At 74.9% G+C, this 18167-nt stretch carries 7 protein-coding genes; 6 read left to right on the top strand and 1 reads right to left on the bottom strand.

The genetic code is table 11. The annotated features are described in order from the left end of the window. Positions 1-100: 100 nt before the first annotated feature. The 5 genes from ACRB68_RS05255 (at position 101) to ACRB68_RS05235 (ending at position 16966) form a co-directional block, all read left to right on the top strand. Positions 101-2524, top strand: coding sequence for an aminotransferase class I/II-fold pyridoxal phosphate-dependent enzyme (locus tag ACRB68_RS05255; RefSeq protein ID WP_153531058.1), 2424 nt, complete (start codon positions 101-103; stop codon positions 2522-2524). A 120-nt stretch (positions 2525-2644) separates the two neighbouring features. Beyond that, positions 2645-3298 carry a response regulator transcription factor gene (locus tag ACRB68_RS05250; RefSeq protein ID WP_153531057.1) on the top strand — a complete coding sequence of 218 codons (654 nt, stop codon included), beginning with the start codon at positions 2645-2647 and terminating at the stop codon, positions 3296-3298. 178 nt (positions 3299-3476) lie between these two features. Then, positions 3477-3701, top strand: a complete 225-nt coding sequence (locus ACRB68_RS05245; protein WP_153532308.1) for an MbtH family protein — start codon at positions 3477-3479, stop codon at positions 3699-3701. Positions 3702-3738: 37 nt separating this feature from the next. Then, the gene (locus ACRB68_RS05240; protein ID WP_153531056.1) at positions 3739-16119 is read left to right on the top strand and encodes a non-ribosomal peptide synthetase; all 12381 of its coding nucleotides are present in this window, start codon (positions 3739-3741) and stop codon (positions 16117-16119) included. Positions 16120-16123: 4 nt separating this feature from the next. Next, positions 16124-16966, top strand: coding sequence for an alpha/beta fold hydrolase (locus ACRB68_RS05235; RefSeq protein ID WP_328593781.1), 843 nt, complete (start codon positions 16124-16126; stop codon positions 16964-16966). Here ACRB68_RS05235 and ACRB68_RS05230 read toward each other — a convergent pair. Next, entirely contained in the window at positions 16864-17376 is a 513-nt protein-coding gene (locus ACRB68_RS05230; protein ID WP_207709570.1) for a YbaK/EbsC family protein, read from the bottom strand. The genes ACRB68_RS05235 and ACRB68_RS05230 overlap by 103 nt on opposite strands. Before the next feature lie 406 nt (positions 17377-17782). Here ACRB68_RS05230 and ACRB68_RS05225 point away from each other — a divergent pair, with 406 nt between their 5' ends. Further along, complete coding sequence (locus tag ACRB68_RS05225; RefSeq protein WP_328593780.1) at positions 17783-18097, top strand: DUF2469 domain-containing protein; 315 nt, start codon at positions 17783-17785, stop codon at positions 18095-18097. The last annotated feature ends 70 nt before the right edge of the window (positions 18098-18167 follow it).

The following is an 18167-nucleotide window of genomic DNA, read 5'->3' as shown; positions in this document are numbered from 1 at the left end:
CCTCCAGCTCGACGGTGGGTGCGGACCGGCCTTGATGGACGGCGCGGCACCATGCGAGCATGGCCGGAGAGGACGCCTCGATAATCGCCCGGAGGACAGCATGGAATTGAATCTCGCCGATTATGCGAGGCGCGCTCGCGAGGTCCTCGATCCGGGCGTGTGGGACTTCTTCGAGGGCGGCGCGGGGGAGGAGAGCACCCTGGCGGCCAACCTGGCGGCGTTCGACCGGATCCGGCTGCGCCCCTCGGTGCTGCGCGGCGTGGGCGGCGCGGACCCCTCCCTGCGGCTGTTCGGCCGGACCCTCGACGCCCCGATCGGGATCGCCCCGCTGGCCTACCAGACCATGGCCCACCCGTCGGGGGAGGTCGCCACGGCCAGGGGCGTCTCCGCGGCGGGCCGGCTGCCGATGATCGTCAGCACGTTCGCCGGGCGGGCCCTGGAGGAGATCGCGGACGCGGCCGGCGGCCCGCTCTGGCTCCAGGTCTACTGCCTGCGCGACCGCGAGGCGACCCGCGGCCTGATCGAACGCGCCGAGCGGGCCGGCCTGGAGGCCCTCGTCCTCACCGTCGACGCCCCGCACCTCGGCCGGCGGCTGCGCGACCTGCGCAACGACTTCCGGCTGCCCCCGGGCCTGGTCCCGGCCAACCTCGTCGGCGACGGCGAGGAGGCCGGCGGGTACGCCTCGCCCGGCGCCCACGCCCGCGCCGAGTTCGCCCCGGCGCTCGACTGGTCGGTGATCGACTGGATCCGGTCGGTCAGCCCGCTGCCGCTGCTGCTGAAGGGCGTGCTCACCGGCCGCGACGCCGCCCGCGCGGTGGACGCGGGCGTCGAGGGGATCGTGGTGTCCAACCACGGCGGCCGCCAGCTCGACGGGGCCCCCGCCACCCTGGAGGTGCTGCCGGAGATCGCCGCCGCGGTGGCGTCCCGGATCCCGGTCCTGCTGGACGGCGGCGTCCGCCGGGGCCGCGACGTCCTGGCGGCGCGGGCGCTCGGCGCCGACGCCGTCCTGGTCGGCCGCCCCGTCCTGCACGGCCTGGCCGCCGCGGGCGAGGAGGGCGTCACCGGGGTCCTGCGGCTGCTGCTCGACGAGCTGACCGACGCGATGACCCTCGCGGGCCTCGCGCGGCTGCCCGACCGCGACTCCGGGCTGGTGGCGCCCGGACCGGAGGCGGCGCCCGCGCGGCCGGGGGACCGGGTCGCCTTCCAGCCGCACCTGCCCGGGGTGGGCGGGATGCGGCGCGAACTGCTGCACGCCAGCCTGTCCGACCCGCTGCTGGACACCATGAACTTCCTCAACGAGATCACCCACCGCCACCCGAAGGCGATCTCGTTCGCGCCCGGCCGCCCCTACGACGGGTTCTTCGAGACCGAGCAGGTCTTCACCCACATCCGCCGCTACCTGGACCACCTCGCCGAGCGGGGCGACCCGCCCGCCCGGGTCCGGGACGCGCTGTTCCAGTACGGCCCGTCGGCCGGGATCATCCGCGAGATCATCGCCGGCTCGCTGCGCGCCGACGAGGACATCGACGTCCCGCCGGAGTCGATCGTGGTGACCGTCGGCGCCCAGGAGGCGATGCTGCTGACGCTGCGCGCCCTGATCAGCGGCCCCGGCGACGCGTTCTTCGTGTCCAGCCCCTGCTACGTGGGGATCGCCGGCGCGGCGCGGCTGCTGGAGGTGGAGATCACCCCGGTACGGGAGCGCGCCGGCGGCCTGGACTGCGCCGACCTGGAGGCCGCGATCCACGCCGAGCGGGCGCGCGGCCGCAGGCCGAAGGCGGTGTACGTGATCCCCGACCACGCCAACCCCTCGGGCGTCTCGCTGTCGCTGCAGACCCGGCTGGACCTGCTCGCCCTGGCCGCCCGGCACGAGCTGCTGATCCTGGAGGACAGCCCGTACCGGCTGGTCAGCCCGGGGGAGCGGACGCCCACGTTGAAGTCGCTCGACCGCGACCGCCGGGTGGTGCACCTCGGCTCCTTCGCCAAGACGGTCTTCCCCGGCGCGCGGACCGGCTTCGCGGTCGCCGACCAGGTGGTCCTCAACCCCGACGGCTCCACCGGCCTGCTCGCCGCCGAGCTGGCCAAGATCAAGAGCATGGTCACGGTGAACACCTCGCCGCTCGGCCAGGCGGCCGTCGCGGGCGCGCTCCTGGCGGCCGGCGGGCGGCTGGCCGAGCTCAACCGCGACACCGCCGCCCACTACGGCGACGCCCTGCGCCACACCCTGGAGTGCCTGGAGGAGCGGCTGCCGCCCGAGCGCCGGGCCGAACTCGGCGTCGAGTGGAACCGGCCGTCCGGCGGCTTCTTCCTGACGCTGCGGACGCCCTTCCCCGCCGACAACGACGCCCTCGCCCGCTCCGCCCAGGACTTCGGCGTCATCTGGACGCCGATGTCGTACTTCTACCCCGAGGGCGGCGGGGAGGACACGCTGCGCCTGGCGGTCAGCTACCTGACCCACACCGAGATCGAGGAGGGGGTGGACCGGCTGGCCTCCTTCATCGAGTCCCACCGGTCGGAGCCGCGCTGACATCCCCACCTCCCGGTCGCCGGTCCGCGTCCTGGGGACGAACCTAGGAGAGGGCGGGTACCACGGAGGTAACGTCCCGGGTTACGGCGGTGTTATGGCACCGGTGGCAAGCTGTGCGGCATGAGGGTGCTGCTGGTAGAGGATCACGCGAAGCTGGCCGAGACCGTCTCGGCGGGGCTGCGCCGCGAGGGCATGGCGGTGGACGTCTCGCTGGACGGCCTCGACGCGCTGGAGCACATCGGCGTGCACCGCTACGACGTCATCGTCCTCGACCGGGACCTGCCCGGCATGCACGGCGACGACGTGTGCCGGGCGGTCGTCGACGGCGAGACCGACAGCCGCATCCTGATGCTGACCGCCGCCGGCACCCTGGAGGACAGGGTCGGCGGCCTCGGCCTCGGCGCCGACGACTACCTCGCCAAGCCCTTCGAGTTCGCCGAGCTGGTCGCCCGGATCCGCGCGCTCGGCCGCCGGGCCAGGCCCGCGGTGCCGCCGCTGCTCACCCACGGGGACCTGGAGCTCGATCCGGCCCGGCGGGTCGCCCTGCGCGCGGGGCGGCGGCTGCCGCTCAGCCCGAAGGAGCTGGCGGTGCTGGAGGCGCTGCTGGAGGCCCAAGGCGCGGTGGTCTCCGCCGAGGAGCTGCTGGAGCGGGTCTGGGACGAGATGGCCGACCCGTTCACCAACGCCATCAAGATGACCGTCAGCAGGCTCCGCGCGAAACTGGGGGACCCGCCGGTCATCGAGACCGTCGCCCAGGCGGGATACCGGATTTAGTCATTATTCCCGATCTTCATATTCTTCCCCGGCCCTAATGTCCAACTGAGTCCCCCCGCAGTTGGACGTATTGCCGGTGCTTGCCCGCCGTTCGCGGCTTCCGTTACCTTGCTCCCGGGATCAGCCATTTATCCCGGGAAATGAGCAGACGGACGACGAGAAAGGCGTGGCCATGACCATGACCAACCCGTTCGAGGACGAAGACGCCTCCTATTTCGTCCTGGTCAACGACGAGGGCCAGCATTCACTGTGGCCGGTCTTCGCCGAGGTCCCCGCCGGCTGGACCGTCGTGCACGGGGAGGACTCCCGCAAGTCCTGCCTCGACTACATCGAGACGCACTGGACCGACATGCGCCCCAAGAGCCTCATCGCGGAGATGAAGGAGTACGAGACCGCGGAATGAGGGGTCGGCCGGCGACGACGGACGGAAGGCACGGGGCATGCTCGGCCAGGAGAAGTGGAACGACACCGCGGTCGCGGTGGCGGACGGAACACTGCCGGGGCTGATCGCGGCCCGGGCGGCGGCCGACCCCGGCGCGACCGCCGTGGTCTTCGGGGACCGCGGGCTGACCTACGCCGAGCTGGAGGAGCGGGCCGGGGGACTGGCCGCCCGGCTCACCGCCCTCGGCGCCGGCCCCGAACGGGTCGTCGCCGTCGCGGTGCCGCGCTCGGCCGAACTGGTCGTCGCGCTGCTGGCCGTCCTCAAGGCCGGCGCGGCCTACCTGCCGGTCGACCCCGACCATCCCGCGGCCAGGATCGCGTTCACGCTGGCCGACGCCGCGCCCGCCGCGGTGCTCTGCACCGGCGCGACCGAGCCGCTGCTGCGCGGGCACCCGGCCCCCCGCATCGACCTGGACGCGCCCGGGGAGGCACCGCCCCCCAGGCCGTCGCCGGTCCCGCTGACCGGCGACCACCCCGCGTACATGATCTACACCTCGGGGTCGACGGGTGTGCCGAAGGGCGTCATGGTGCCGCATCGCGGCATCGTGAACCGGCTGTTGTGGATGCAGGACGCCTATGGGCTGGGTCCTGGTGACACGGTGTTGCAGAAGACCCCGTCGGGGTTCGACGTGTCGGTGTGGGAGTTCTTCTGGCCGCTCATCACCGGGGCGCGGTTGGTGTTGGCCAAGCCCGGCGGGCACCGTGACCCCGCCTACCTGGCGGCGACGATCGTCGCCGAGAACATCACGACGGTCCACTTCGTCCCGTCGATGCTCGCGCTGTTCCTGGAGGAGCCCACCTCCGCCGACTGCACTGGGCTGCGCCGGGTGATCTGCAGTGGCGAGGCGTTACCCGCCGATCTGGTGAACCGCTTCCACGAGCGGCTGCCGGGCGTGCCACTGCACAACCTCTACGGCCCCACCGAAGCCTCCGTCGACGTCACCTCCTGGGAGTGCCCGCCCGGCTTCGCAGGCAGCTCGGTGCCGATCGGCAAGCCGATCTGGAACACCCGCATGTACGTGCTCGACGCCCGGCTGCGCCCCGTGGACCCCGGGGTGGCGGGCGAGCTCTACATCGCGGGCGCCGGCCTGGCCCGCGGCTACGCCAACCGCTCCTCCCTGACCGCGGAACGCTTCGTCGCCTGCCCGCTGGGCGGGACGAGCGAGCGCATGTACCGGACCGGCGACCTGGCCCGCTGGACCCCCGCCGGCGACCTGGAGTACCTGGGCCGGGTCGACCACCAGGTGAAGATCCGCGGCTTCCGGGTCGAGCTCGGCGAGATCGAGGCCGTGCTGACCGCCCACCCCTCGGTGGCCGCCGCCGCCGTCATGGCCCGCGAGGACACCGCCGGCCATCAGCGCCTCGTCGCCTACGCCGTGCCCGCCGGGACCGGCCGCATCGAGAGCGGGCGGCTGCGCACCCATCTGGCGGGGCGGCTGCCGGAGTACATGGTGCCCGCCGTGGTCGTCGAGCTGGCGGAGCTGCCGCTGACACCGAACGGCAAGCTCGACCGGGCGGCGCTGCCCGCGCCGGACCTCGGCGCCCTGGCCGCGGGCCGCGAGCCGCGCACCGCCACCGAACGGCTGCTGTGCGAGCGGTTCGCCGGGACGCTGCGGCTGGCACGGGTCGGAGCCGACGACTCGTTCTTCGACCTCGGCGGCGACTCGCTGCTGGGGGCGCGGCTGGTCGCCCGCCTCCGGGACGAGCTGGGGGCGGGCCTGGCCTTCCGCGACCTGCTCGACGCGCCGACGCCCGAACGGCTGGCCGCCGTCGTCGACGCGGGCGGCCGGGACGCGCGGTGGCAGGCGCCGCCGCTGCGGCCGGCCGCGCGGCCCGACCCGCTGCCGCTGTCGTCCGGCCAGGCGCGGATGTGGTTCCTCAACCGGCTGCACGAGGGCGACGCCGTCTACAACGTGCCGGTCGCCCTGCGGCTGGCCGGGCCGCTCGACACCGGGGCACTGGAGGCGGCGCTCGCCGACCTCGTCTCGCGGCACGAGATCCTGCGCACGGTCTATCCGGACACCGAAGGCGTCCCCCACCAGCGGATCCTGCCGGACGCCGGGCCCGTCCTGCGCACCGTGGCGGCGGACGCGGCCGAGGTGGAGGGGCACGTCGCGGCGGAGGCCGCCCGCGGGTTCGACCTCCGGCACGAACCGCCCCTGCGCGCCACGCTGTTCGCCGTCCGCCCGCAGGAGCACGTCCTGCTGCTGGTCGTCCACCACATCGCGACGGACGCCTGGACGACCGGGATCCTCGCCCGCGACCTCGGCACCGCCTACGCCGCCCGGCGGGCCGGCCACGCCCCCGGCTGGGCCCCGCTGCCCGTCCAGTACGCCGATTTCGCCCTCTGGCAGCGCGGGCTGCCCGGTCAGGACGACAGGCTGGCGCACTGGCGGGACGCGCTGGCCGGGCTCCCGGCCGAGCTGGCGCTGCCCGCCGACCGGCCCCGCCCGGCCGTCCCCTCCAGGACGGGCGGCGAGGTGCCGGTGCGGATCGGGGCGGACGTCCACGCCCGCCTGGCCGAGCTGGCCGGAGCCGCCGGCACCACCTTGTTCATGGTCGTCCAGGCGGCCGTCGCCGCCCTGCTGTCCCGGCTCGGCGCCGGCGACGACATCCCGGTCGGGGTCGCGGTCGCGGGCCGTGACGACGCGGCGCTGGACGACGTCGCCGGCTTCTTCGTCAACACGCTCGTGCTGCGCACCGACCTGTCGGGCGCCCCGGACTTCGCCGGCCTGCTGGCGCGGGTGCGCGAGGCGGACCTGGCCGCCTACGCCCACCAGGACGTCCCGTTCGAGCGGCTCGGCGTCGCCCTCCAGGTGCTGCTGGCCTTCCAGAACGTCCCCCGCGAGATCGGCTGGGAGCTGGCGGGGCTCACGGTGGAGCCGCTCGCGGCCGGCGGCGACGCGGTCGAGTTCGACCTGTCCTTCAGCCTGGAGGAGCGCCGCGCCGGCCGGGGCGCCCCCGCCGGCATCGAGGGCGTCCTGCGGTACTCCGCCGACCGGTTCGACACCAGGACCGCCGTCCTGCTCGCCGAACGGCTCACGCTGCTGCTCGGCGCGGTCGCGGCCGACCCGCACCGCGCGGTCAGCGCCCTGCCCGTCCTGACCGGCGGCGAGCGGGCCGAGATCCTCGACGGCTGGAACGCGACCGCCCGGCCCCTCCGGCACCGGACCGTGCTGGAGGCCTTCGCCGCCCGCGTCGCCGCCGCGCCCGGCGCCCCGGCCCTGGTCGCCGGCGACGGCTCCGCGCCCTCGCTGACCTACGCCGAACTGGACGCCGCCGCCGACCGCGAGGCCGCCGCGCTCGCCGCCGCGGGCGCCCGCCCCGGCGCGCTGGTCGGCGTCGTGCTGCCGCGCTCCACCCGGCTGGCCGTCATGCTGCTGGCCGTCCTGAAGACGGGCGCCGCCTACGTCCCGGCCGACCCGGAGTGGCCCGCGGCCCGGATCGGCGAGGTCCTGGACGGCACGGACCTGGTCGTCGACGCCGGCTGGGACCCTGGCCGGTCCGCCACGGCGGCGTCGCCGGTGCCCGTCCGCCCGGACGACCTGGCGTACGTGATGTACACCTCGGGGTCGACGGGCAGGCCCAAGGGGGTCGCCGTCACCCACGCCGCGGTGGCGGCGCTGGCGGCCGACCGCGCCTGGACCGCGGTGGAGCGGGTGCTGTTCCACGCCCCGCACGCGTTCGACGCCTCCACCTGGGAGCTGTGGGTCCCGCTGCTGACCGGCGGCGTCGTCGTGGTCGCCGCCGAAGGGCGCGTCGGGGCGCGGGAGCTGTCGGAGGCGGTCACCGCGCACCGGCTGACGGCCGTGCACGTGACGGCCGGGCTGTTCGCGGCGCTGGCCGAGGAGGCCCCGGAGTGCTTCGCCGGGCTGGGCGAGGTGCTGACCGGCGGCGACAAGGTCAGCGCCGCGGCCGTCGCGAAGGTGGCCGCCCGGGGGATCCCGGTGCGGCAGCTGTACGGGCCGACCGAGATCACGATGTGCGCCACCGCGCACCTCAGCGAGCCGGGCCGGGACGTCCCGCCGGTCCTGCCGATCGGCCGTCCGCTGGACAACAACCGGGTGTATGTCCTGGATGGCGCGTTGCGGCCGGTGCCGCCGGGTGTGGTGGGTGAGTTGTATGTGGCGGGCTCGGGGTTGGCGCGTGGGTATCTGGGGCGGCCGGGCCTGACGGCGGAGCGGTTCGTGGCCTGCCCGTTCGGTGAGGGCCGGATGTACCGGACCGGTGACCTGGCGCGGTGGACGTCGGCGGGTGAGCTGGTGTTCGCGGGGCGCAGCGACGATCAGGTGAAGATCCGGGGGCACCGGGTCGAGCCGGCCGAGGTCGAGGCCGTCCTGGCCGCCCATCCCGGTGTCGGCCGGATCACCGTCGTCGCCCGGGAGGACCGGCCGGGCCACAAGCGGCTCGTCGCCTACGCCGCCCCCGCGACCGTGGACGCCACGGAACTCCGCGGCTTCGCCGCCGACCGGCTGCCCGAGCACCTGGTCCCCGCCGCCGTCGTCGTCCTGCCCGAGCTGCCCCTCACCGGCAACGGCAAGGTCGACCGGGCCGCGCTGCCCGCCCCCGACTTCGCCGCGACCTCCCGCGCTCCGCGCACCGCCCTGGAAGAGATGCTCTGCGCCCTGTTCGCCGAGGTCCTGCGGCGCGACACCGTCGGCGCCGACGACGGGTTCTTCGACCTCGGCGGCGACTCGCTGCTGGCGATGCGGCTGATCGCCCGGATCCAGCGGCTGCTGCACACCGACCTCACCATCGCGGGCCTGATGGCCCGGCCGACCCCGGCCGGTGTAGCGCGGCTGGTCGAGGCGGGCGGCGAGGACGCCGAACGGCGCCCGCCGCTGACGGCCGCCGACCGGCCGGACCCGGTGCCGCTGTCGTCGGGCCAGTCCCGGATGTGGTTCCTCAACCGCCTCGAAGAGGGCGACGCCCTCTACAACGTGCCGCTGGAGCTCCGGCTGTCGGGAGCGCTCGACCGCGACGCCCTCCGGGAGGCGCTCGGCGACGTCACCGACCGGCACGAGACCCTGCGCACGGTCTTCCCCGACACCGGGGGAGCGCCCTGCCAGCGGATCCTCGGCTCCGCCCGGCCCGCCCTGCCGGTGACCGGCGCCGACGAGGCCGCGCTGCCGGGACTGATCGCCGCCGAGGTGGCCCGCCGGTTCGACGTGAGCACCGAGACCCCGCTGCGCGCCCGGCTGTTCGCGCTGGCCGAGGACGAGCACGTCCTGCTGCTGGTGGTGCACCACATCGCCGCCGACGGCTGGTCGATGGGCGTGCTCGCCCGCGATCTGTCGGCCGCCTACGCCGCCCGGCGCGCGGGCCGCGCCCCCGATTGGGCGCCGCTGCCCGTCCAGTACGCCGACCACACCCTGTGGCAGGCGGCCGCCCCCGGCGGCGAGGAACGCCTGGCGCACTGGCGGCGGGCCCTGGCCGGGCTGCCGGACGAGCTCGCCCTGCCCTACGACCGGCCGCGCCCCGTCTCGGCGGCGTTCACCTCGGGCTCGGTGCCGGTCCGGATCCCCGCCGCCACCCACGCCGGGATCGCCGCGCTCGCCAAGGCCGAACGCGTCACCCCGTTCATGGTCGTCCAGGCGGCCGTCGCCGCCCTGCTGTCCCGGCTGGGCGCGGGCGAGGACATCCCGCTCGGCACCGCCGTCGCGGGCCGCGCGGAGCCCGCGCTGGACGACCTCATCGGCTTCTTCGTCAACACCCTCGTGCTCCGCACCGACGTGGGCGGCGACCCGGCCTTCCGCACCCTGCTGCGCCGCGTCCGCGACACCGACCTGGCCGCCTTCACCCACCAGGACGTCCCCTTCGAGCGGCTCGTCGAGGAGCTCAACCCGGTCCGCTCCCTGGCCCGCCATCCGCTCTTCCAGGTCATGCTCAACTTCCAGAGCGGCCCGCCGCCGCGCTGGGATCTGCCGGGGCTGACCACCCGGCGCGCCCCCGTCCGGGACGCCGCCGCCAAGTTCGACCTGTCCTTCGACCTGTCCGAACTCCACGGCGAGGACGCCGGGATCACCGGCGTCCTGGACTACGCGACGGAACTGTTCGACGAGCCGACCGCCCGCCGCCTGGCCGAGGCGCTGCCCCGGATTCTGGACGCGGTCACCGCGGATCCGGCCACCGCCCTGAGTGCTCTGCCCGTCCTCGCCCCCGCCGAACACGCCCTGATCGTGGAGTCGTGGAACGCCACGCACTCCCCGCCGGCCCACGGCACGATCGTCGCGGCCTTCGCCGCGCAGGCGGCGCGGACGCCGGACGCCCCTGCGGTCACCGGCGCCACTGGTTCCCTGACCTACGCGGAGCTGGATCGGGTCTCCGACCGGATCGCGGCGGCCCTCGGAGCGGTCGCGGGCGGACGGGTCGGCGTGTCCCTGACCCGTTCGGCCGAGCTGATCGCGGCCTTCCTCGGCATTCTCAAAGCGGGCGCCGCCTATGTCCCGGTGGACCTGGAGTGGCCGGCCGCCCGGTCCGGGCAGGTCCTGGCCGGCGTCGATCTCGTGCTCGACCGGGACTGGCTCGACCGGAACCGGACGCCGGGCGACGCCGCAGCGGCACGGCCGCTCGTGCGGCCCGACGACCTGGCGTATGTGATGTACACCTCGGGGTCGACGGGTGAGCCGAAGGGTGTGGCGATCACCCACGCGGGTGTGGTGGCGCTGGCGGCCGATCGTTCGTGGCGGGGGACGGGGCGGGTGCTGTTCCATGCGCCGCACGCGTTCGATGCCTCCACCTGGGAGCTGTGGGTCCCGCTGCTGTCAGGCGGAACCGTGGTCGTCGCGCCCGAGGGGTCTGTGGACGCGGGCGTCATCGCCGGGAACGACCTGACGGCCGTCCATGTGACGGCGGGACTGTTCGCGGTGCTGGCCGAGGAGTCCCCGGAGTGCTTCGCCCAGGTCGGCCAGGTGCTGACCGGCGGTGACGCGGTGAGCGCCGCCGCCGTCGCCCGTGTGCTGGAGGCCTGCCCGGGGGTGTCGGTGCGGCAGCTGTACGGGCCGACCGAGATCACGATGTGCGCGACGTCCTACACCGCGCGGCCCGGCGACACCGTGCTGCCGATCGGCCGCCCGCTGGACAACACGCGGGTGTATGTCCTGGATGGGGCGTTGCGGGCGGTGCCGCCGGGTGTGGTGGGTGAGTTGTATGTGGCGGGCTCGGGGTTGGCGCGCGGCTATCTGGGGCGGCCGGGCCTGACGGCAGAGCGGTTCGTGGCCTGCCCGTTCGGCGAGGGCCGGATGTACCGGACCGGCGACCTGGCGCGGTGGACCCCCGACGGTGAGCTGGTGTTCGCCGGCCGGGCCGACGGCCAGGTGAAGATCCGGGGCCATCGGGTCGAGCCGGCCGAGGTCGAGGCCGTCCTGGCCACTCATCCCAGTGTCGGCCGGATCACCGTCGTCGCCCGGGAGGGGATGCTCGTCGCCTACGCCGTGCCGAACGGACGGGGCGACCTCACCGATCTGCGCGGATACGCCGCCGACCGGCTGCCGGGCCCGCTGGTCCCCGCCGCCGTCGTCGTCCTGGCCGCACTGCCCCTCACCGGCAACGGCAAGGTCGACCGGGCCGCGCTGCCCGCCCCCGACTTCGCCGCGGCCGCCGGGGGCCGCGCCCCCGCCTCCCCGCTGGAGGAGGTGCTGTGCGCGCTGTTCGCCGACCTGCTCGGACTCGACCTGGTCGGGCCCGACGACGGGTTCTTCGACCTCGGCGGCGACTCGCTGCTGGCGATGCGGCTGATCGCCCGGATCAGGGAGACGCTCGGCCTCGAAGTGAGCATCCGGGAGATGTTCCTCGCCCCCACCCCGGCCGGGGTGGCCCGCCGCGCCGCCGCGGGCGGCCGGCCGCGTCCCCCGCTGCCGGCCGGCGACGTGCCGGACGCGCCGCTGTCGTCCGGGCAGACCCGGATGTGGTTCCTCAACCGGCTGGGCGGGGCGGCGTCCGTCTACAACATGCCGGTGGCGCTGCGCCTCACCGGCGGGCTGGATCTCGGCGCGCTCCGCGAGGCCCTCGCTGACGTCGCCGACCGGCACGAGACCCTGCGCACCGTGTTCCCCGACACCGACGGGATCCCCCGGCGGCGGCTGTCGCCACGGCCGCCGGAACTGCCCGTCGTCACGGCCCCGCGATCCGGGCTGGACGGCCTGCTCGCCGCCGAGGCCGCCCACCCCTTCGATGTGACCGCGGAACCGCCGCTGCGCGCCCGGCTGTTCGTCCTGGCCGAGGACGAGCACGTCCTGTCGCTGGTGGTGCACCACATCGCCGCCGACGGCTGGTCGATGGGCGTGCTCGCCCGCGACCTTTCGGCGGCCTACGCCGCCCGGCGCGCGGGCCGCGCTCCCGACTGGGCGCCGCTACCGGTCGGCTACGCGGGTTTCGCGGCCTGGCAGCGGGACTTGCTCGGCGCGGAGGACGACCCCGGCAGCCTGCTCAGCGAACAGCTCGCCCACTGGCGCGACGCCCTCGCCGGGGCGCCCGCCGAACTGGCGCTCCCCGCGGACCGGCCGCGCCCCGCCGTGGCGACCTACCGGGGCGGCTCGGTCCCCTTCCGGCTGGACGCGGACATCCACGCCCGGCTGGCGGAGCTGGCCCGCCGTGAGAAGACCACCCTGTTCATGGTGGTCCAGGCCGGGGTGGCGCTCTTGCTGTCGCGACTGGGCGCAGGCGAGGACATCCCGCTCGGCACCGCGGTCGCGGGCCGCGCGGAGCCCGCGCTGGACGACCTCATCGGCTTCTTCGTCAACACCCTCGTGCTCCGCACTGACGTGAGTGGCGACCCGACCTTCGCGGAGTTGCTGGCCCGGGTTCGTGAGACGGATCTGGCCGCCTACGCCCACCAGGACGTCCCCTTCGAGCGACTGGTGGAGGAACTGCACCCCGAGCGCTCCCTGGCCCGCCACCCTCTGTTCCAGGTCATGCTGACCTTCCAGAACACCCACCAGGAAACCGCCTGGGACCTGCCGGGACTCACCGTCGAACGGCTCGGCGGCGACACCCCGACCGCCAAGTTCGACCTGTCGCTCGCCATCGCCGAGACCCCCGGAGGCCTCGACGGAACCCTCGAGTACGCCGCCGACCTGTTCGACCGGGAGACCGCCGAGGACCTCGCCGCCCGCCTCACCGGCGTCCTGGCGCAGGCCGCGGCCGACCCCGGACGGCACGTGCGCGACTTCACCGTGCTCCGCCCGGGCGAGCACCGGACCGTGGTCGAGACGTGGAACGCCACCGACGCCCCGGTCCCGGCCGGCACCCTCGCCGCGGCGTTCGAGGCCAGGGCCGCCGGGCAGCCCGCGGCGCCGGCCGTCGAGTTCGCGGACGAACGGCTCACCTACGCCGAGCTCGACGCCGCCGCCAACCGGCTCGCCCGCCATCTCGCCGGCCGGGGCATCGGCCCGGAAGACCTCGTCGCCGTCGTGCTGCCGCGCTCGCTCGACCTGGTCGTGGCGCTGCTCGGCGTGGTCAAGGCCGGCGCCGGATACCTGCCGATCGACCCCGGCTACCCGGCCGCCCGCATCGACTCGATGATCGAGGACGCCGGACCCGCCGCCGTCCTCACCGAACTCCCCGTCCTCACCGGCCCCGCCGGCCCCCTCACCGACGCCGAACGGGTCCGGCCGCTGCTCCCCGCCCACCCCGCCTACGTCATCTACACCTCCGGCTCCACCGGCCGGCCGAAGGGCGTCGTCGTCCCGCAGCGCAACGTCGTGTCGCTGATCGAGACGGCGGGGCGGCGCTTCGGCCTCGGCCCCGGCGACGTGTGGAGCCTGTTCCACTCGGCCTCGTTCGACTTCTCGGTCTGGGAGATCTGGGGCGCGCTCCTGCTCGGCGGCCGGCTCGTCGTCGTCCCGCACGAGGTCAGCCGCTCGGCGCCCGACTTCGCGGCGCTGCTCGCCCGCACCGGCGTCACCGTCCTCAGCCAGACCCCCTCGGCCTTCCACCAGCTCGCCGAGGCCGACCGCGACACCCCCGTCGGCGGATCCCTGCGGTACGTGGTGTTCGGCGGCGAGGCCCTCGAACCGGGCAGGCTGCCCGGCTGGTACGACCGGCACCCCGACGACGCGCCGGTCCTGGTCAACATGTACGGCATCACCGAGACCACCGTCCACGTCACCCACCTGTCGCTGGACCGGGCGTCGGCCGCCGCCGCGCCCGGCAGCGTCGTGGGCGGGCCGCTGGACAACACCCGCGTCTACGTGCTCGACCGCTTCCTGCGGCCGGTCCCGCCCGGCGTCGTGGGCGAGGTGTACGTCGCGGGCGCCGGCCTGGCCCGCGGCTACCTGCGGCGGCCGGGGCTGACCGCGTCGCGGTTCGTGGCCTGCCCGTTCGGCGAGGGCCGGATGTACCGCAGCGGGGACCTGGCCCGCTGGACGCGCGACGGCCGCCTGGTCCACGGCGGCCGGGCCGACGCCCAGGTGAAGATCCGCGGGTTCCGGATCGAGCCGGGCGAGATCGAGGCCGCCCTGGCCGCCCACCCCGCGGTCGCCCAGGTCGCGGTGGTCCCCGTCGACGACCGGCTGATCGCCTACACCGTCCCCGCCGGGCCCCTCGGCCCCGGCGAGCTGCGCGACCACGCCGCCGGCCTGCTCCCCGACCACATGGTGCCCGCCGCCGTCGTCGAGCTGCCGCGGCTGCCGCTCACCGTCAACGGGAAACTGGACCGGGCCGCGCTGCCCGCCCCCGACTTCGCCGGCCTGGTCACCGGCAGGCAGCCCCGCACCCGCGCCGAGGCCCTGCTCTGCGGGCTGTTCGCGGAGATCCTGCGGCTGGACGCGGTCGGCGCCGACGACGGCTTCTTCGACCTCGGCGGCGACTCGATCATGTCGATGCAGCTGGTCGCCCGGGCCCGGGGCGACGGGCTGCGGATCACGCCGCGGCAGGTCTTCGAGCAGCGCACCCCGGCCGGGCTCGCGCGGGTCGCGGTGCCCGAGACCGTCCCGGCCGCCGGCGCGGACGAGCCCGCCGGGCCCGTCCCGCTCACCCCCGTCATGCGGTGGGTCGCCGAACGCACGGGCCCCGGCCTGCTGCGCGGGTTCGCCCAGTCGGCGGTCCTGCGCGCGCCCGCCGGGCTGACGCGGGAGCGGCTCGCCGAACTGCTCGCCGCGCTCGGCGAACACCACCCGGTGCTCGGCGCGCGCCTGGTCAGGCCCGGGGAGGAGCCGTCCACCTGGCGGCTGGAGATCCCGGCCGGCGGCCCCCGGCCCCGGCCCGCGCGGGTCGACGCCGCGGGCCTGACCGACGCGGAGCTGGCGGCGCTGGCCGCGCGGACGGCCCGCGCGGAGGCGGCCGCGCTCGACCCGGAGGCGGGCGCCATGGTCCGGGCCGTCTGGCTGGACCGGGGGCCCGCGGCGTCCGGGCGGCTGGTGCTGGTCGTGCACCATCTGGTCGTCGACGGGGTGTCCTGGCGGATCCTGATGGCGGAGCTGCGGTCGCCGTCCGCGCCGGCCGGCTCCTCCTTCCGGCGCTGGGCGCTGCTCGCCGCCGCCGAGGCCGCGGCGAGGACCGGCGAGGCCGCCGCCTGGCGGGCGGTGCTGGCCCCCGGCGCCCTGACGCTCGGGGCCCGGCCGCTGGACCCGGCCCGCGACACCGCCGCCGCCGTCCGCCGGGTGGAGGTGCCGCTGGCCGGGGACGTCACCGAGGCGCTGCTGACCGCCGTGCCCGCGGCGTTCCACGCCGGCGTCGACGAGGTCCTGCTGGCCGGGCTCGCGGCGGCCGTCGCCGAGCGGTTCGGCGACGGGCCCGTGCTCGTCGACGTCGAGCACCACGGCCGCGAGCCGTTCGCCGAGGAGCTCGACCTGGCCGGGACGGTCGGCTGGTTCACCTCGGTCCACCCGGTCCGGCTGGACGCCGCCGGGATCGACCCCGCCGAGGCGCGGGCGGGCGGCGCGGCCGCCGGGCAGCTGGTCAAGACGGTGAAGGAGCAGCTGCGGGCCCTGCCCGGCGACGGCCTCGGCTTCGGCCTGCTGCGCTACCTGCACCCCGGGACCGGACCGGGGCTGGCGGCGCTGCCGGCGCCGCCGATCGGGTTCAACTACCTCGGCCGGTTCGCCACCGAGCAGGCCGAGGGCGACTGGCGGCCGGCCGGCCCCGGCGCGCTCGACAGCCAGGTCGATCCCGCGACCCCGGTCGCGCACGCGCTGGAGGCCGACGCGGTCGTCGAGGACGGCGCCGGCGGCCCGCGGATGACCCTCGCCCTGTCCTGGCCGCGGGAGCTGTTCCCCGAACCGGCCGTCCGGGAGCTCGCCGGGGCCTGGGCGGCGATGCTCGCGGGCCTGGCCGCGCACGCCGCGACCCCCGACTCCGGCGGCCACACCCCGTCGGACTTCCCGCTGCTCGCCCTCGCCCAGCACGAGCTGGACGAGCTGACCGCCGAATTCGAGGGATAGCGCCGTGCCGCTCGCCAGGGTCAACGGAATCAGTCTCGGCTACGACGTCCACGGCAGGGGCGACAGCACGGTCGTCCTCGTCACCGGCACCGGGGCGCCGGGCCGGATCTGGCGCACCCACCAGGTGCCCGCGCTGGTGGCGGCCGGGCACCGCGTCGTCACCCTGGACAACCGGGGCATCGCGCCCACCGACGCGGGGCCGGGGCCGTTCACGCTCACCGACCTCGCCGCGGACGTCGCGGCGCTGATCTCCTGGCTCGGGGCGGGGCCGTGCGGCGTCGTCGGGTTCTCGCTCGGCGCCATGATCGTCCAGGAGCTGCTGCTGGACCGGCCCGAACTGGTCACCGGCGCCGTCCTGATGGCCACCCGGGGCCGGACCGACGCGCTGGCCGCGGCGATGTCGGCGGCCGAGATCGAACTGTGCGACAGCGGGATCCGGCTGCCCGCCAAGTACGCCGCCTACCTGCACGCCATGCACAGCCTGTCGCCGCGGACCCTCCGCGATGAGAACAGCCTGCGCGACTGGCTGGACATCTTCGAGCTGTCCTCCGTCGACCTGTCCTCGGTCCGCGGACAGCTCGGCCTGGAGGCCATCGACAACCGGCTGGGCGCCTACGGCGCCATTCGCTGCCCCACCCTGGTCATCGCCTTCGCGGACGACAGGATCGTCCGCCCCGAATTGTGCCGGGAAGTGGCCGACAGCATCCCGGGAAGTGAATTCCTGGAATTGCAGGGATGTGGCCACTACGGGAATCTGGAACGCCCGGACGAGGTGAACTCCGCACTGGTGGAGTTCTTCGGCCGGCAGGCGATGTCGGCGACCAGCGGGCGGGCGATCGCCAGATAGTCGGCGCTGGCCAGCGCCACCGACCGGTCGAGCCGGGCGGCGTTGAAGTAGATCTCCTCGCGCTCCAGCAGCCCCCGGTCGACGATCAGCTCCAGATCGGGGTGGAGCGAGAACGGCACGAACGATCCGCTCACGCTGCCGGCCAGGCCCTCGGCGATGTCCTTGCGGGCGAAGCCCACGTCCCGCGCGTTCGTCAGCTCCCTCACCCGCTCCAGGTCGACCTGCCGGTCGCCGGACACGACGGTGAGCAGGTACCGCCCGGCCTTCCTGGTGATGCCGGCTCGCACGATGATGCTCTTGGCGGCGTCCTCTAATCGGTGGCCGCGCAGCCTGCTGGCCGTCTCCGTCACGCCCGCGGCGGCGTGCGCAATGGTCCGGTAGGGCTTTCCCGAAGAATCGAGCAATTTCATGAGAGCAAGATGGGCGTCTGTCGTCATGCCGCCGACAATAGCGAAGAGACCGCGCCGGAAGTAGAGTCCAAAGTGCTTTCCAGGGGCGCCCGCACACCCACTGGAACGGCTATCACCCGACGACCGTAAGGACCCCGATCCTTTCCACCGTTCATGCCGCTCCGCAGAAAAACCGACCTTCAATGGCGCGCCTCACGAAAGAAGGCCGCCTGCCCGCACGACGGCGGCCCGACGGGGTGGCGGCCGTCACGGTGCGCTGCCCGCCCGCGGGACTCCACTAGCCTGCAGGGGGAGGACCGAAGGACGGACTCGCCGACAGAGGATCATGAAGCTTGCGGGCCGGAGACCCGGTTCGGCGGCAGAATGCCTGGTGAGATGCGCTTGTCGGGTGCGAGGGAGGCTAGAGGTGTCCGCTGAAGACCTCGAGAACTACGAGACCGAGATGGAGCTGCAGCTCTATCGCGAGTACCGCGACGTCGTCGGCCTGTTCACCTACGTGGTCGAGACCGAGCGCAGGTTCTACCTGACCAACTCGGTCGACCTGCAGGTCCGCAGCGTCGACAACGGCGAGGTCTTCTTCGAGGTCACCATGCAGGACGCCTGGGTCTGGGACATGTACCGCCCAGCACGTTTCGTCAAGAACGTCCGCGTGGTCACCTTCAAGGACGTCAACGTCGAGGAACTGGCCAAGAGCGACTTCGAACTCCCCTCCGAAGAGTAACCCGAGCCCCCAGCCCTCGCGCTATCCCGCCTCCAGAACCCCCAGCCGAGCCTCCCGGCACCCAACGCGC

It is taken from the genome of Actinomadura macrotermitis, assembly GCF_009604375.1.
In the GTDB taxonomy this organism is placed as follows: Bacteria; Actinomycetota; Actinomycetes; order Streptosporangiales; family Streptosporangiaceae; genus Spirillospora; species Spirillospora macrotermitis.
The sequence above is the reverse complement of the archived record's forward strand: the minus strand, read 5'-3'. Positions and strand labels throughout refer to the sequence as shown.

Bases quoted from the DNA above. Each gene is read 5' to 3' on its own strand.
- ACRB68_RS05255 (WP_153531058.1), top strand. From the start codon at position 101: ATGGAATTGAATCTCGCCGATTATGCGAGGCGCGCTCGCGAGGTCCTC.
- ACRB68_RS05250 (WP_153531057.1), top strand. From the start codon at position 2,645: ATGAGGGTGCTGCTGGTAGAGGATCACGCGAAGCTGGCCGAGACCGTC.
- ACRB68_RS05245 (WP_153532308.1), top strand. From the start codon at position 3,477: ATGACCAACCCGTTCGAGGACGAAGACGCCTCCTATTTCGTCCTGGTC.
- ACRB68_RS05240 (WP_153531056.1), top strand. From the start codon at position 3,739: ATGCTCGGCCAGGAGAAGTGGAACGACACCGCGGTCGCGGTGGCGGAC.
- ACRB68_RS05230 (WP_207709570.1), bottom strand. From the start codon at position 17,376: ATGAAATTGCTCGATTCTTCGGGAAAGCCCTACCGGACCATTGCGCAC.